15 protein-coding genes are annotated in these 13,418 nt (G+C 57.8%); 11 read left to right on the top strand and 4 right to left on the bottom strand.

Going from position 1 to position 13,418, the window contains the following annotated elements:
- Nucleotides 1-14: 14 nt before the first annotated feature.
- On the bottom strand, nt 15-965 hold the full coding sequence (locus ACMGFE_RS18430) for an alkaline phosphatase family protein (protein WP_436926713.1): 951 nt from the start codon (nt 963-965) through the stop codon (nt 15-17).
- 635 nt (nt 966-1,600) lie between these two features.
- On the opposite strand from ACMGFE_RS18430, the gene ACMGFE_RS18425 reads away from it, so the two are divergent.
- Nucleotides 1,601-2,602 (top strand): lipid II:glycine glycyltransferase FemX, encoded by a 1,002-nt coding sequence (locus tag ACMGFE_RS18425; RefSeq protein WP_436926712.1) that lies wholly within the window; start codon nt 1,601-1,603, stop codon nt 2,600-2,602.
- Between the two features lie 22 nt (nt 2,603-2,624).
- On the opposite strand, the gene ACMGFE_RS18420 is transcribed toward ACMGFE_RS18425, so the two are convergent.
- Entirely contained in the window at nt 2,625-3,413 is a 789-nt protein-coding gene (locus ACMGFE_RS18420; RefSeq protein ID WP_436926711.1) for an FkbM family methyltransferase, read from the bottom strand.
- A 627-nt stretch (nt 3,414-4,040) separates the two neighbouring features.
- Between ACMGFE_RS18420 and ACMGFE_RS18415 the strand changes: the two genes are divergently transcribed.
- Nucleotides 4,041-5,378, top strand: coding sequence for a sulfatase-like hydrolase/transferase (locus ACMGFE_RS18415; protein WP_436926710.1), 1,338 nt, complete (start codon nt 4,041-4,043; stop codon nt 5,376-5,378).
- A 99-nt stretch (nt 5,379-5,477) separates the two neighbouring features.
- Nucleotides 5,478-6,107 carry a DUF7504 family protein gene (locus ACMGFE_RS18410; RefSeq protein ID WP_436926709.1) on the top strand — a complete coding sequence of 210 codons (630 nt, stop codon included), beginning with the start codon at nt 5,478-5,480 and terminating at the stop codon, nt 6,105-6,107.
- Nucleotides 6,108-6,187: 80 nt separating this feature from the next.
- Here the strand turns inward: ACMGFE_RS18410 and ACMGFE_RS18405 are convergent, their stop codons facing one another.
- Nucleotides 6,188-6,394: a PIN domain-containing protein gene (locus tag ACMGFE_RS18405; RefSeq protein WP_436926708.1), complete on the bottom strand. Its 207-nt coding sequence runs from the start codon at nt 6,392-6,394 to the stop codon at nt 6,188-6,190.
- Here ACMGFE_RS18405 and ACMGFE_RS18400 point away from each other — a divergent pair.
- The 7 genes from ACMGFE_RS18400 to ACMGFE_RS18370 all read left to right on the top strand — a co-directional run bounded on the left by ACMGFE_RS18400 (nt 6,381) and on the right by ACMGFE_RS18370 (nt 10,604).
- Nucleotides 6,381-6,524 carry a hypothetical protein gene (locus ACMGFE_RS18400; RefSeq protein ID WP_436926707.1) on the top strand — a complete coding sequence of 48 codons (144 nt, stop codon included), beginning with the start codon at nt 6,381-6,383 and terminating at the stop codon, nt 6,522-6,524. The two genes, ACMGFE_RS18405 and ACMGFE_RS18400, sit on opposite strands and share 14 nt — an antisense overlap.
- Before the next feature lie 352 nt (nt 6,525-6,876).
- The gene (locus tag ACMGFE_RS18395) at nt 6,877-7,278 is read left to right on the top strand and encodes a DUF7344 domain-containing protein (protein WP_436926706.1); all 402 of its coding nucleotides are present in this window, start codon (nt 6,877-6,879) and stop codon (nt 7,276-7,278) included.
- A gap of 425 nt (nt 7,279-7,703) precedes the next feature.
- Nucleotides 7,704-8,273: a hypothetical protein gene (locus ACMGFE_RS18390; protein WP_436926705.1), complete on the top strand. Its 570-nt coding sequence runs from the start codon at nt 7,704-7,706 to the stop codon at nt 8,271-8,273.
- A complete protein-coding gene (locus ACMGFE_RS18385) occupies nt 8,270-9,175 on the top strand; it encodes a helix-turn-helix transcriptional regulator (RefSeq protein WP_436926704.1) in 906 nt (301 codons plus the stop codon). Before ACMGFE_RS18390 ends, ACMGFE_RS18385 begins: the two co-directional genes overlap by 4 nt.
- A gap of 446 nt (nt 9,176-9,621) precedes the next feature.
- Entirely contained in the window at nt 9,622-9,948 is a 327-nt protein-coding gene (locus tag ACMGFE_RS18380) for a HalOD1 output domain-containing protein (RefSeq protein WP_436926703.1), read from the top strand.
- 4 nt (nt 9,949-9,952) lie between these two features.
- The gene (locus ACMGFE_RS18375) at nt 9,953-10,285 is read left to right on the top strand and encodes a HalOD1 output domain-containing protein (RefSeq protein WP_436926702.1); all 333 of its coding nucleotides are present in this window, start codon (nt 9,953-9,955) and stop codon (nt 10,283-10,285) included.
- 55 nt (nt 10,286-10,340) lie between these two features.
- Nucleotides 10,341-10,604 (top strand): HalOD1 output domain-containing protein, encoded by a 264-nt coding sequence (locus tag ACMGFE_RS18370; protein ID WP_436926701.1) that lies wholly within the window; start codon nt 10,341-10,343, stop codon nt 10,602-10,604.
- Nucleotides 10,605-11,890: 1,286 nt separating this feature from the next.
- On the opposite strand, the gene ACMGFE_RS18365 is transcribed toward ACMGFE_RS18370, so the two are convergent.
- Nucleotides 11,891-12,526, bottom strand: coding sequence for an IS6 family transposase (locus ACMGFE_RS18365; protein WP_436926972.1), 636 nt, complete (start codon nt 12,524-12,526; stop codon nt 11,891-11,893).
- Nucleotides 12,527-13,185: 659 nt separating this feature from the next.
- Between ACMGFE_RS18365 and ACMGFE_RS18360 the strand changes: the two genes are divergently transcribed.
- The coding region (locus ACMGFE_RS18360; protein WP_436926699.1) for a helix-turn-helix domain-containing protein at nt 13,186-13,418 on the top strand (233 nt) is incomplete at its 3' end.

The following is a 13,418-nucleotide window of genomic DNA, read 5'->3' as shown; positions in this document are numbered from 1 at the left end:
CACTTCCCGACGTGTTACACGTAGCCGAGATCCTGAAGCCTGTCTTCGACGGTCGCCTCCTCGATTGTTTCGTCGGCGGAATCACCCCTCTCTGCGGAATCGCTCTCCCCTGCGACGACGCATCGTCGCGATCCCGATTCGCTGACCAACCACGGTACCGTAACGAGCTCCTCGGTGTACAGGCCGGGCGGGTGCCCCCACTCGTGAATCGGTATCGGAGTCGCTCGTTCACCGATCATGTTGCCGTGGTCGGCCGTGATCACGGTGCGCCCCTCGATGGACGATACCAACGGTTCGACGGCATCGAGGACGAGGTCGAGGTTCTGTTCATATGCCCGCCAGATCTGCTCCGAGTCGAGATCAGTGGTCCCGCGCATCAACTGTTCCCAGATGTCGCCCTCGTGCTCCCCGTTTCCGAACTGTCGAGCGTCGAGGGCGGATTCGGAGCCGACGAAGGGGTAATGTGGCTGCAAGTAGTGTACGATGTGTCGCTTGTTCGGATAGGCCTCGTGAGCGTCGAGGGCGTAGTCGGTCGTAGTCTCCGGCAGGACCGTACCGTAGTCGTCGTTCCAGCCCGCTTCCCGCCAGACGTTGATCACCGAGTGGAACGAGGCGTTCAACCAGTCCGCGTTCCGGTAGAGCTGGGGGCTCGCAGTGACATACACCGTATCCGGGAACCGTCCGTCCGCGAAGTTAGCCTGGAGAAACTCGACGGTGTGGGACCCGCTAGACTCGCGAGATTCGAGCACCCCCTCCAGCTGATGACGGGAAGCGAACGTATCGTATCGACACGCGTCGAGGATCACGAGCGTATCCCAGTCTTCCTTCACGATATCGACGCCATTCAGGTTGTACTCCCAGGAACCGAGCTGTCGGTGAAAAATCCGGTTCGCCTCACGGGCGAAATACGACGGGTTCTCAAGCCCCCGTTTCACCCCCTTGCGAACTTGCCTCAGCGAATACATCACCGAGAGGTACCGGACCGCATCATATTGTTAATTTGAGCCAAGGTCCGACACGAACCGAAGTGGATCCGAAATGAGGGCGACTGCAGGCGGTCTCGAAGCAATACGCGAGCTGACAGAGACAGGAGCATCGGGGAGCCCCGTCGGTCGGCTACCCGAGATCGCCTGGCAAAGTGGGACAGGCCGGAGTAGCTGTGGACGACGACCGCGACATAGCGACGGCGTTCGGTGTCCTCCCAGCGGGGGACGCTCACTCGCGCGCGGTCGCTAACCAGTGAACCACTTGATCGACCGGCGCGTATCACGCTGGTACGAACGTCCTTACCGGTGCGATCGGGTCTCAATCTGACAGCGAGACGGCCGACCGGGCTTCGAGCGGCTTCGTGACGCACCCTGAAAGGGGGAAACTGGCGTTACCGGTGTCTCATGGATCACCGTCGTTCGAGTAATAGGTCGTGAATCAGCGTGAATTGCGATACGCGACTAATTACAATGCTACCCCCTGTCCATCGTCGCACCAGAACGGACCCTATGTCAGAAACAGCGCGATCCGAAGACGTCGGATCTATCGTCGGGGGTGGGACTGCTCCGAGGTGGGTCAGTGAACCCCGACGCGCAACGTTCGGAGAGAAGGAATGAACGTCGAGCGAGTCACACTGTCCGAATGGGGAGATCTGCTCCCCCAGAGCGGGTTCGAGGTGTTTCACTCGCAGGAGGCCTTGGAAGTCCTAGACGAACACACGCCCGGCGAGATGGAGCTCTACGGCGGGTTCAAAGGCGACCAGCCGGTGGGGCTAGCGCCGGTGTTTCGGGATCGCCGGTCGGTGGGTCGAGCACTGGTCTCTCCGCCCCCATCGATGGGGATCCCCCACATGGGGCCGATCGTGATGACTAACAGCCCGAAACGACGGAGACAGGAGAGCGTTAACCGAGATTTCACCGAAAACCTACTCGAAGCGCTCTCGGCCGACGGGTCGCTCGCGTTGCTCCGGTTCATCTGTTCACCGGAGTACACCGATCCTCGCCCCTACAAGTGGCGGGACTTCGATACGCAGACCCGATTCACGTATCGGATCCCGATCGAGGGCTCGGCCGACGACGTCCTGGCAGGTTTCAGTAGCAGCCTCAGGCGCGAAGTAACTGAACTCCCCGAACTCTCCCTCGAGATCGAGAACGGAGACGTCGACGATGCGAGGCAGATCTACGATCATCTCGCCGAACGGTATTCAGAACAAGACGAACCGTTTTCGCTCACCTGGGAGTACGTGCGCGACATCGTAACGAAACTCGGGAATCGAAGCCGTGTATACATTGCCCGAGACGAGAATGAAAAGTTTCTTTCCGGTATCATCGTCCTCTACTCGAACGATTCGGCGTACTACTGGGAGGGAGGCTCCCGGGCGACCCACGAAAACGTGAGCGTCAACAGCCTGCTCCACTGGCAGATAATCCAAGACATCGCCACAGACCCGGCCCTCGATTCGGTGACCGAGTACGACCTCGTCGGCGCGAACACCGAGCGACTCTGTCGCTACAAGGCGAAGTTCAACCCCGACCTGCACCCGTACTACGTCGTCGAATCCTCGGGGAAAGGGATGGACGTGGCAAAGAGCGCCTATCAACTCATCAAGCGCTGAGGGAGACGCGGCGGTGCGTCGGTTATCTGCTGGCCCGGACGTGATAGACGCCTTCTCGGAATCCGGACGGTTCACCCAGCTGCGTGAGCGAGAATCCCGCGTTACGGAGGAAGGCTTCCGTTTCCCTGACAGTGGTGTCGTATCGCTTGGCTTTCCCGGTATGAAGTTCGACGTAGGCCGTCGAGACGGAGTCTAACTCGTCACCAAACCCGCGCAATACGTCTAGTTCTGCGCCCTGGACGTCGATTTTTACGACGTCAGGGGCGGGAAATCCGTCCGCGATCAGTGATTCGGCACGGCGGACGTCGATCGGCCTGCCATCGGTTGCAGAAAGATAGTAGTGACCCGCTCCGACGGCGCGGTAATCCGCCGGAAAACCGGCAGCCAGCCGAGCGGAACCGTCTCGCTCGGAGAGCGCGACCGCCGAGACCTCCCAGCTACATGCCGGATCGTTCGACGCGAGGTTCGCTCGCAGCCGGTCGCGATTATCCGGCTCTGGTTCGAACGCGATGACGGTTCCCGCCGGGGCGACGTCTGCGACGAGGCAACTGTAGATGCCGACGTTCGCACCCACGTCCCAGAATACGACGTCGCTACGAATATCGTCCAAGAGGGCCTCAACGACTGCTCGCTCACCGTGAAGCGCTTTCACGCGCTTATATTCGAGCCAGTTCGACATCGCCATCTCTGTGCTCGCGTTGCCGACCTGTAGCCCGTGACTGTATCCTTTCGGGGCAGCACGCATCTGGAAGTATCCACGGCGCACGTAGGTCGCAAGCCCGAGTTGCTCTAGCAGCTCCCAAGACTTCATCTGGAGAGAGCGAAGGCTAATCATGGAGTCCACTAGTCGGATTTACCCTCGGGCGACTGGAGACCCGTGTTGACTGGGCAAGCAGATTCAAATACGCGGTCAAGACACCAACTCTCAACTGGACCGGTGAAATACCCGTCCGCATACGTCGACACCCCAAGGGAAATACAGTTTCGCACTCCGTTCATCTGTAACGAGCACACCCCGTGGTCTCTTTGTAACTCAGTTCTTATCATCACGTATTTATTGCCATCGCGGTAGAAAGCATCGATAATTTCAGTACATGAATTCGATTACCGAACGCATTGGCATCGACCTCATCGAGGAATCAAGTGCTCTCTATGTGTCCGTCGTTCACGTTTGACGAGCGCGGGCGTGCCTGGATCTGTCGAAGCCGGGCCGCCATCGGAAGTGAGCGTGCTCTCGATGCTGTTCATCGACTCGGACGGCGATCACCTCGAAGGCTGACAGCGGTGCGTCAGTGCACTCTCCCGGATCCGTCCAAGTCCGCTACGCGCGCCGTCGATGGGGCCGTTCCGGAAACTCCACGATCCGGTCGGAGGCGGGATGGGAACACATTAATGAGAGAATAGCTGTACGATCAAGTATCGGAAGGCGCCTCCACAGATGACGAATATCGCTCTCGTAGTCCTCGATACGCTCCGGAAAGACGCGTTCGACGACCACTTCGACTGGCTGCCCGGCGTCCACTTCGACAACGCCTGGTCGCCGTCGGCGTGGACGACGCCGGCGCACGCGGCGCTGTTCGGAGGCACGTACCCGAGCGAACTCGGCGTATTCGCGAAGACAGAGTCGCTCGACTGCGACCGGCCGGTCCTCGCCGAGTCGCTCTCCGGAGCGGGATACCGCACGCGGGCGTTCAGCGCAAACGCGAACATCGCGTCGGCGTTCGCGTTCGACCGCGGGTTCGACGACTTTCGCCACAGCTGGCGCGGCAGAAAACACGCCGAGGACGTCTTCGACTGGGGCGACTTCATTTCGGAGACCCAGGATCAGGGCCCCTCCCGATTCCTGCGCGCAGTCTACGAGTGCGTCACTCGCGACGTCGACACCGTCGCCTCTCTCAGCTACGGGCTCAGGATGAAGGCCCGGGATTTGGGTATCGAATCCATCTCCGGGGCGGACGACGGGGCGGCCCTCGCTCTAGAGTACGTTCGCGAGACGGAGTTCGGCGACGACGAGTTCTTCTTCGCGAATCTGATGGAGGCCCACGGACCGTACGACCCCCCTGCCGAGTACCGGACGGGCGAGTACACGGCGAGTCCGAACATCGACGACACGATCGGCGACGGGCCAGAGGAGTCCAGAGAAACCATCCGCGGGGCCTACGACGACTGCGTCCGCTATCTCTCCGACGTGTACGAGGACGTCTTCGCGGCGCTCCGCGAGGACTTCGACTACGTGATCACGCTCGGCGACCACGGCGAACTGTTCGGGACGGACGGCGTCTGGGCGCACAATCACGGGATCTATCCGGGACTCGTTCACGTCCCCCTGCACGTCTACGACGGCGAAGACCGGACGACGCGCAGCGACGACCTTGTCAGCCTGCTCGACGTCCATCGGACGGTGCTGGATCTAGCGGACGTCGACGGACGGTCCCGCGGCCACAACCTCTTCGAGGAACTCCCGGAGCGGGACCTGCTCGTGGAGCGATACGGACTGCGCACCAACCGGATCGAGCAGATGCGGGCGAACGGCTACGACGAGGAGGTCATCGAACGCTACGACAGAAACCTCGCCGGCGTCGTCCTCTCGGAGGGAGGGTACGCCTACGAGACGCTCGACGGGTTCGACCGCTCGGGCGACGTCGATGCGGACGCAGACGTACGTAGTCGCCTCGAGGCCACCCGGGCCGACATTGACACGGCGGCAGTCGACCTCGACCAGACGACCGTGCCCTCGGACGTACAGGACCGCCTCCGCGATCTCGGCTATGCCTAAGAGTATCGATTTGTCTGCCGTCCGGCCCCAATCTGCTGGTTTTTCATGGCATACGTGTATTTATAAACACGAAGAGCAAAGAAAAGACAACCCAGAAAGATGAGTTCGATCGCGGAACAGGTTGAAGCGTTAATCCAGCCGGGTGACAACATACTCGTCCTGTCTCCGTCGTTTACGGGCGACGAGCCGCAGGCGTGTATGGCGTTGCTGACGCCGGCGCCTTTGACAGAGGTGAACGCGCTTTCAGTCCTGTTCACGGAGTCCCCAAGTGATCGTCTCGACGCCTGGCAACGCTACGTCGGATCTTTCCCGGCACGGAGTTGTATCCTTAACGTCGACGCCGATGCACGGTCAAGCACCGGATCTGGCGATATACCCGAAAACAACGATCACACGACCGAACGCTTAGCATCTCCACGGGATCTAACAAAACTGGGCGTCAAGATAACAGACTGTCTCGATAGATGGACTGAGACCGCACCAGAGCAACAGATCACCGTCTGTTTTCAGTCCATCTCGACGCTGTTGCAGTACGTCACCCTCGACCAGGTGTTCAAGTTTCTCGACGTACTCACCGAGCGCTGCAGAGCGGCCGATGCTATCTCTCATTACCACATGGATCCCCTTGCTCACGACAACCAGACGATCGAGCGGCTCACCGGACTGTTTGATGTCGTGTTAGAGTATGTGAACGGAGAGTGGTCGTGCCGCCGAAACGATAGCATGTAGACGGTCGACCGCCAGGAATCGCTTGACGCGCTCGGCCACCTAGCACGCCCGGTCGGTCGGATCTCGTGGAACGAGGAGCATTAGCGATTCTGTCGACCCGCCGTCGTAGACGCGATGCGAACGGTCAGCGAGCGCTTAGAATCGATCGCCCGGATGATTCCGGCGTACAGTTCGAACAGAGTCATCGACGAGAGGTGCTGCTGAACGAGGTCACGTTCGGGGGCCTTCTCGACGGTAGTCTCGTCGCCGCCCATCAGGTCGATGAGGAACGACGTGTCGAGCAGCACGCGATGGCCCTTGCATCCGGTCAGCGGTCTCTTCGATGTCCACTGGAAGACGCTCGCGACGCTCGTCGACGGCGTCGCGAAGAGCGTCGGCTTCTTCGTCGCTCAGGACGTCTGCGAGTTCCAGCAGTGACTGCTGCCGCCCAGCCGGAGTATGACGTCAGAGAAGGTTTCGTCCATGCGTTATTGAACGGCGAGACGTTCGTTAGGCTTCTTCGGAGTGGCGAACGCTTTTCGACAGATGCATACAGTTGTAAGCAGACACAAAAAAGACATTTCTCCACCCCACTGATCGCCTGTAGTCCTCTCCGAAGGTCGAGGTTCAGTCTGTCTACGGCAATCTAACGACGGTCCGAATAGTGAACGAATCGCCCAGAACTCAAAGTCTCACGAAGTTCCGGTATGGCAGCGTTACGGTCTCATTCGCCCGAGTAAGCCGGAGCTAAGAGTTAGGCTTATCACGGAGTTTCTCTAGATGGGGTTGCATGAATAACGACGGCAATAGCGATACTAGGCCGTCCTCCAATGGGGGGAGCTACGAATCCAGCGAGGAAGGGGTGTCTCTCGACGAAGTACATCACGTCCTCGGGCGCAAGCGCCGTCGTGGTGTTCTCTCATACCTAACAGACCATCCCGGCGAACCAGTTCCCGTAGACGAGTTAGTCGACATCGTTGTGGAACGTGAGCGACCCGGTCCGGGGCCGGCGACTCACCGCGTCCGAGTCGAGACCGACCTCCATCATGTTCACCTCCCGAAGCTCGCCGATACGGGCATTATCGAGTTCGATCCAGTGGCGGAGACCGTTCGGTACACCACTTCGGAGAAACTCGAGGCGATTCTTAAAGTGAGTATCGCACTCAAGGAAGCGGGGGAAGGAAGCAGGTGACTATGACTGTTCAGGAGGCCCAGTCATCAACCGACTCGAGCTCTCTGCTCGAGCGAATCCAGCAACACCGGCTCCCCGAGCGTTCGATTCCGCTGATCGAGTCATATGATTCGATCGTGGGTGACCGAGACCGCTTCCTCTGGAAGTGGGCCCATCATCTGTTTCCGAAGTTCACGCTCTCCAGCGTCGGCCCTGGATACGCGACGGAGATCCAGGACGCGAAGTTACTCGGTCTGATCTTCGTCAGTATCCTTGACGACATCGCCGAAAACCACGGCGACCAGGCCACGTTCGAGGAAGCCGCGAAGATTCCATTCGACCACCAATCGGCGAATCGGGATCGTGACAGGGTTGACCGCGAGGTCTTGCTGTTTGCCACCGATGTCTGGGAGCAGTTCGCGCCGACGATATACGAGGGACCGCGAGTGGACGAGTTCGCGGAGATTATCCGATTCGACCTGAAGCAGGTCCTCAATGCGATCGACTACTCCTACATCGCGAACCAGAACCTCGAGTTCCTCACCAGATCCGAGCTCCAAAACTACGACGCACACAACATGATGCTGTATGGATTCGCCGATATCGATCTCATTTACTCGCCGACGTTCGATCGCGCAGAACTGTCGGCGTTTCGGCGAGTAATCGAACGAGCGCAGCGCATGGTTCGTATCGGCAACTGGGTCACTACCTGGGAACGCGAGCTCGCCGAGGGCGACTTCACGTCGGGGATCGTCGCATACGCGCTCGAACACGATGTCGTTTCGAGCGAGGACCTCCGTGCTCTACAAGACGACGGCGATGTGGACGACGCGGAGGCGATTGCCGAAACGATTCGTACCCACGACGTGGAAGAGGTCTTCTTCCGTCAGTGGTGCGACGAACTCGCCGTCGCGCGGACTCACGAGAGCAAGATCGAGTCGGTCAATGTGTCGTCGTACCTCAACGGTATTGAGACCGTGATGGAGTATCACCTCGCAAGTAGGGGATTAAAATGAGTGACCAGAGAGATACATGCCGGGACGACTCCGTCCCAGACGGCGGGACGGAATCGTTTGACGCATCCGCTGACGCGGGCGAACCAGACCGAACGCAGGTCCGAGCTGCTAGAGAGAAAGAGACAGAGATGGAACCAGGGACAGAACAGGAGTTCCTACTCGAGGTCGTTCGTCGAGGGTCGCTCCTTGAAGCGCTCCGATCAGGAGCGGCAGCGGCGGACGAGATAGTAGAGTCAGTAGATATGTCGCGATCGACCGTTCACCGCGCGACCAAGACGCTCGAGAAACACGATATTCTCGAGGAGACAAACGGCAAATACGAGCTCACCAGCCTCGGAGAGATCATCGCGGCGGAAACAGAACGGTTCGAAACTCGGATCTGGACCGCAGTATCTCTCAAACAATTCCTCAACCCGATCGATGTGAACGGAGACGGTATCCCCGTCGAGTACTTCGCAGACGCGAAGATGACCCGGCGCAGGCCTCGGCAACCACACACCACGATCCATCGAATCTCCGAACTCATCGAGAATTCCGACGACCTCCGGATGTTCTCGACGGTCATCTCTCCCATCTACGTCGACGTCGGGTACCGCGAGATGATGGACGGGATGGAAATCCAGGCGATTTTCGACCGCGATGTCCTCGACCTCATGCTCACGGAATACCCGGAGAAGGCACAGGAGACGATTTCGACGGGCAACTTCGATCTCTACGCCCACGACGGTCTTCCCTTCGAACTGTTCCTCTTCGACGACAAGATGGGGATGGCCGCTCACGACGAAAACGGTAACGCCGAAGTACTCGTCGAGTGTGACGACCCGTCGGCGATTGAGTGGGCCGAGGACGTCTACTCGAAGCACCTCTCCGAAGCCGAACCGCTGCTCGACCCATCATTCTAATTGTTTCTGCCCGCCCTCTCTCGTAGCGAAGACGCAGACGAACAGTCGGCGGGCGCGTGACAGGCACTCTGGGTATCCATTCCGGCCGACGCGCTGAGCACTGGCTTTCCCGTCGGTCCGCACATACCGGAAACGACCTCTTGAGCTGACCGAACGGGCGCCAAAATCTCTGGATCCCCTGCTACGAGGTTGTCCGCAACGGTGTCCCCATTGGGATATCGAAGATAGTTCGAATCGCTACCGTGCGTTTAGTTTCACGTCTGAACGCTGTTCTACAACCGGAACAAATCTCACGCTGAGGAGTACACACCCGCGTGTCGATTGCAGTCGATCCTGAACAGATACCTATCGCCGGTTAGCGTCCATCTGATGGGACGATGGATATTAATAGGTCGCTGGGCCAGTTTCAGGTAGTCCGAAACCTAGCCGTTCTCCCCCAATCAACCATGTCTACGACATACGACAACATCGTGAGTCCGGAGTTCGATCCCCACTCGGGGACATTCCAGACGTCCCTCAACACAGACGGCTCATGTAGCGCAACTACAGAACTCATCTTGATTGTCAGCTCACTCACCGGGGACGAACCCACGCAGATGCTTCCGCTAAACAACGCCGTCGATCCAGACGCACTCGAACGCCACGTCAGCGAGCGTGACAGAGACGCCGAACTCTCGTTTGATTTTCACGGCTATCATATTATAATCCGGGGCGACGGTCAGGTCACGTTCACTCCGATCGACGAACAGGAGGTGCCCCTCAATGGGAGCTAGATCGATGGATTCGAACGAGGGCACGACTCCTCCAGTAGAGTTCGATTCGGAGACCGGAGAATACCGCGTACGCTGGGACCCAGAGCAAAACTCACCCACAGTAGCCGTAGTGGAGACAATTGCAGCGGCCGAAGGAACCGATCCAACCTCGCTCGATTCGCTCGCTGAAGAAATCGACCTGGATTCACTCGAGCAACTCATCACTCCGCCGAACAGCGACTCCGATGTCCACGTGCAGTTTCAAATCCGGGACTATCGAGTGACCGTGGACAGCGGCGGACTGGTCACATTGCGGTCGCTCGATTCCGACGAGACGAACGGTGAAACCACGGTATAAAATATCTGATGTATGTCTGACGAACGTTTATCTGCCAACATTTCTTTCTGCTGGTATGGAACGGATGGGCGAGACAGTCAGTATACGGGCTATTCAGAAAGTAGCGGATGAATCGAATTGTGACCAGGTAGACCTTCCCCCACTGTACGAGTCGATCGAGCCGGATGCGCTGAACACACTCGTCGACGGCATGTCGGATGGTGAAGTCTCCTTCAGTTACGCGGGACGCGAGGTCACAGTCGATAGTAACGAGGTCGTCAGGGTACGTGAGCAGCCGACTAATCAGAGTGCTGGCGAATGCGCTCGATCTGACGACTAACAGATTCGAATATCTCGTAGACTTCGTCTTACACTTCCTCAGAATTACCGCGCTGCGTCGTGCAGCAGGGAAGGAAACAGAACCCTCGGTCGTCTGTACTCACCGGCCGAGCGTTAATGGCCGTCCCCGAGACTGACCTCGGGACGAAGACCCATGGTCCGATTCGATTCTCATCAGAATTCGATAGATCGCCTCTCAATAGGGGAGGTGACCGTTCGATCCGAGATCTCCGTGGAGCGAGCACTGGCTCCACTCCATCCGAAACAGGGGTGTAGTTTGAAGACAGGTACAAGGCCAGTACTCTGTGAACAATCAGTAGAGTTTGAGTACTCACGACCCTTGTCACAGAACGAAACACGGGTACAATGCGGAAAGAGCCGATTTCACGGGTGAATTCGCTCAAGAGGAACCCTTCACGGGTCCGGCACCAACGGTACAGAAGCAGTGATTCCCGCAATATTGTCTGTCCCAGGGGGTGTACTGACGATATCTGATCCGAGGAGTACGAGAGAACGGGAGAGCGACCAATTCGACAGTGGACAAAACTGGAATAGGGGGCTGAAGAGCCTCGAGATCAGGGAGTTCCCTAAAAGAGGGGAATCAATACAGGAGTATTCTAACAAGGAATACAGTGGTACAGAGCCTTCTCCGTGGCCAAATTCGACGAATGGAGATACCAGGAGGAGGTGCGAGACAGAACGAGGAAACTGCCGCATCTGCCGTAGTGAAGACACCTCGGTGGAGAATTTGAAATTTACGAGGGGTGGAATACAGCACTCGAAATACTGTCAAAGATTCTCGCTCAGTGGAAACAGCGAGTATACCCCAGGTAGACGGACGAATTCACTGTAATATGGTGCTGAAGAACATCCCCTATCAACCACCTCTCAAAGCCAGAAGAATGTATGACAGCCGCTATTGCCATTCCCTCATCTGGAGAGTGCCCCGTATTGTCGCACTGCCTCCCGACGTACGCCCCAAACCGGTACATCCCCACAGAAACGTATTCTTGCGGGCGGAAACAGGGTTGTACCGCACTGCGGAACGGCAAATACTCCGTTCACCCCCGTAGAGGGCGTTTCTGACACAAATTCGGCCGCCGATCAGTAAATTCGCCATGTGAGAAGGCTAATGAGAGACTCTGGCTGGATATTACGATAGAAACTGCTTCATTCTTCGCTCCCGCTTTATCGAATGACCCTCATTTCTACTGGAGTGACCCAGTTCGACTCTTGGGAGTTCTTCCACTTTCAAGACACGTGAAAGACCCTCTAGTTGCATCGTGTTTAGTTAAGCGAATTATGCCACCTCGCATGCGCGAGCAGCCATGTTTCGGCTGTCGCTGGATCGGCGTGGCTGAACGTATTTGCAAACGATGAGGTCCGCCGTTTTATCTCCCAGTAAACACGCTCGACTGCGTTCCGATTTCCGTGGGTGACGTGCTGAAATCGGTGCCCGTGACGATCGCACGCTGTTTGGAGCCACGGCGCACCGTCAACGAGAAACTCGGCAGATTCGACATCATGTTTCCCTTTGAGCTCGACGAGAAACATCTCCGTGATCGCGTTCGTTCGCCGTGGATAGAGGCGAATGTGGAGCACGTGGTTAGTTTCAGGATCGACGGCAGCGTACAGCCAGAACTGCTCGTCGTTAACCCGAATCACCGTCTCGTCCAGCGCGACTTGATTCGGAGCTTCACCGCTGGCGGGCTGTAGATCCGCTTTCTGTACCCAATCGTGGGCTGCTTTCCGACTCCGTTGGACACCGAACCTCTTAAGTTCCGAAATTGTATTCGAAAGAGATAGTCCCGCCAAACGAAGGCGAATACCGAGCTTCATCAGCCGACGTGGTGTCTGCTCGCACTCCACAAACTCCAAATCGATCCAGTCGCTATGTCCGGTGAGGCGGCGGATTTCGGGCATGATCACTCAGAAATTCGTCCGCCTCATCCTTCGCCCTTAACTAAACACGACCGATCTTGTGGCCAGAAGACATATATCAGCCAATAACTTACGAGCTATTGCCTACTCGTTTGGAGTGGGTCCCCCGGGCGAGACCTTTCCCCAATCACCCTCGCCCACCCCGCCATCAGGCTGCATCCCCCGCAGCCCATCGCCACTCAGGTGCTTGCCCAAGCACCCTTTTTGTGCGACTGTGTCTACTCCTGCTAGCGGCGGGTTCACCGTTGGTATCGATGTTGAGCTCCCAAAACAGATTGACCGAGAGTTCATCCTCACTCGCAATGTACGAGTGGATGCAGTCCACTCCTGACTCCCAACCCCGGTGAACTGCCAGCACCCGTCCATTACCTGAATTGAGGCGCTAAGGCCCCTTTCTCAACGAGCGAGCGGAGCGAGTAGGGAGGGGATACAGCGCCGCACAGTTCTCAAACACGTTCGACGCTCGGCCCACAGGCCCACGCAACCGTAACAACTATACGCACAAGTGCGCATAGCGCGCATGTAGTGAGGCGAAAGAACATCACCATCCGTGAAGACCAAGCCGAGTGGGTCGAGGAGAACCACCTCAACCTCTCGTCGTTCGTTCGCGGAAAACTCGACGAACTCATCGAAGAACGCTCGTGAACTACAACTACAGGTATCGACTCCGTCCGTCCAACGCTCTCGAAGAGCAGTTAGCATGGACTGTCGATACCTGTAGGCAGGTCTACAACCACTTCCTCCACCGTCTCAATCGAAACGACGACACCTCGGCGTATTCCGAGCAGAAACTCTTGCCGAGTCTCAAGAAGTGGTGGGGCGACCTGAAAAGCGTTCATTCGAAAGTCCTACAAAAAGCCGTTCAGCGGTTGTA

The sequence above is a fragment of the Halosimplex amylolyticum genome (assembly GCF_051414035.1).
Lineage (GTDB): Archaea > Halobacteriota > Halobacteria > Halobacteriales > Haloarculaceae > Halosimplex > Halosimplex amylolyticum.
This window is presented reverse-complemented; position numbering and strand designations above follow the sequence as displayed.

Coding starts and splice junctions, on each gene's coding strand:
- ACMGFE_RS18410 (WP_436926709.1), top strand. CDS start 5,478: ATGAGTTCGATCGCGGAACAGGTTGAAGCGTTAATCCAGCCGGGTGAC.
- ACMGFE_RS18370 (WP_436926701.1), top strand. CDS start 10,341: ATGGAACGGATGGGCGAGACAGTCAGTATACGGGCTATTCAGAAAGTA.
- ACMGFE_RS18395 (WP_436926706.1), top strand. CDS start 6,877: ATGAATAACGACGGCAATAGCGATACTAGGCCGTCCTCCAATGGGGGG.
- ACMGFE_RS18365 (WP_436926972.1), bottom strand. CDS start 12,526: ATGCCCGAAATCCGCCGCCTCACCGGACATAGCGACTGGATCGATTTG.
- ACMGFE_RS18420 (WP_436926711.1), bottom strand. CDS start 3,413: ATGAAGTCTTGGGAGCTGCTAGAGCAACTCGGGCTTGCGACCTACGTG.
- ACMGFE_RS18385 (WP_436926704.1), top strand. CDS start 8,270: ATGAGTGACCAGAGAGATACATGCCGGGACGACTCCGTCCCAGACGGC.
- ACMGFE_RS18425 (WP_436926712.1), top strand. CDS start 1,601: ATGAACGTCGAGCGAGTCACACTGTCCGAATGGGGAGATCTGCTCCCC.
- ACMGFE_RS18380 (WP_436926703.1), top strand. CDS start 9,622: ATGTCTACGACATACGACAACATCGTGAGTCCGGAGTTCGATCCCCAC.
- ACMGFE_RS18430 (WP_436926713.1), bottom strand. CDS start 965: ATGTATTCGCTGAGGCAAGTTCGCAAGGGGGTGAAACGGGGGCTTGAG.
- ACMGFE_RS18415 (WP_436926710.1), top strand. CDS start 4,041: ATGACGAATATCGCTCTCGTAGTCCTCGATACGCTCCGGAAAGACGCG.
- ACMGFE_RS18375 (WP_436926702.1), top strand. CDS start 9,953: ATGGATTCGAACGAGGGCACGACTCCTCCAGTAGAGTTCGATTCGGAG.